The organism is Sphaerochaeta sp. S2 (genome assembly GCF_016406725.1).
Classification (GTDB): Bacteria; Spirochaetota; Spirochaetia; order Sphaerochaetales; family Sphaerochaetaceae; genus Sphaerochaeta.
Genome location: NZ_JAEKNT010000316.1, coordinates 1 through 1,248, shown reverse-complemented (window position 1 = coordinate 1,248; position 1,248 = coordinate 1). Strand labels below are relative to the sequence as shown.

Below are 1,248 nucleotides of genomic sequence, written 5' to 3'. Positions count from 1 at the left end.
CGTGGGCTCGGAGATGTGTATAAGAGACAGATTGACAATTAATAAAGTGGTACCATGCTTGATTTTTAGTAGCACAGTTCCTTTGCATTATTCAAATATTGTTCAAAAGAAGGGAATTGATGTGATCAAAATTGATACAATAGAACAGTACATCTCTCAATACAGAGGATAATAAAAGCATTATTAACACCAAAGTAACACTGTTGTTATTAGGAGAATGGTCATTGTAATTTATGGGGAAGGAGCTAAGCCCTCTGTCAAGACAGGTATCATGAAAAATAACGAATATTCCTATGCTACCTGATTATCGATTTCCCTATCGGGGAAACATCCTGCTTCATACACTTCATCTGGTGTTTGGTAGTCCAATCCTTGGTGAAGCCTTTTCTGGTTAAAGAACCCTACAAAACCTTTCAATCCATCAGAGAGTTCTGTCATTGTTGCATAGTCATGAAGGAAAATGCATTCATATTTCAGAGTTCGAAAGGTCCTCTCAATGAATCATACGAAATTTCGTATGATTCATTTCATGCGAAATCTTAATTTATGCGAAAGAATGGTCTGAAACTTTATCTGAGAGCTTCATTTCAGACCAAGATTTCGCATAATTTTTCCGCTACCTGAGGCCTAGCAATCTCTTAATCTCAGTTTCCTTGCCAGTCCAAACTGGTTTCTGCCTAAAGGCTTCTTCTGGTATCGACTTCTCCATATTCTGACGCATTTGTTCAATTGAGGGTTTTGCGTAAACTCGGGTTGTCTCTATCTGGTCGTGTCCAAGCAGGGAAGAAACGAGCTCAATCGGCATGCCGCTGCGATAGAGTCCTGTGGCTCTTGCCCTCCTCAGGGCATGAGGGTGGACATGCCTTGGTATGGAAGGATCCTTCTCCCTTGCCTTTGTGGCATACTCCTGCAACATAATCTGAACATTCCGCTCACTCATGCGGCTGAAATCGCCTCTGGACTTGGTGAAGAACAGATATGAGGACAACCCACAATGATATTTTCTGATGTATGTCTTCAGAATACCGGCCATCTTCTCAGACAAGGCAATATGCCTATCCTTATTCCCTTTACCTCGGACTGCCACGAACGGTCTCTTTCGGTCAAGATAGAGTTGGTTTGTCTCGAGTGCTGTAAGTTCCGACACTCTCATAGCAGTATCATAAAGAAGCAGCAGCATAACCCTGTTTCTACTGCCTTTCCCATCTCTTGGTGCTTCCGCAAGGATATGAGCCACCTGCTCGTCTT

At 42.4% G+C, this 1,248-nt stretch carries 2 protein-coding genes; both read right to left on the bottom strand.

Annotated features, from left to right (window positions below; translation table 11 throughout):
- Positions 1–291 precede the first annotated feature (291 nt).
- Complete coding sequence (locus JF818_RS09230) at positions 292–498, bottom strand: integrase core domain-containing protein (RefSeq protein WP_198891724.1); 207 nt, start codon at positions 496–498, stop codon at positions 292–294.
- A gap of 118 nt (positions 499–616) precedes the next feature.
- Positions 617–1,248 (bottom strand): tyrosine-type recombinase/integrase (locus JF818_RS09225; protein WP_198891723.1); only part of this gene is annotated, 632 nt, incomplete at its 5' end.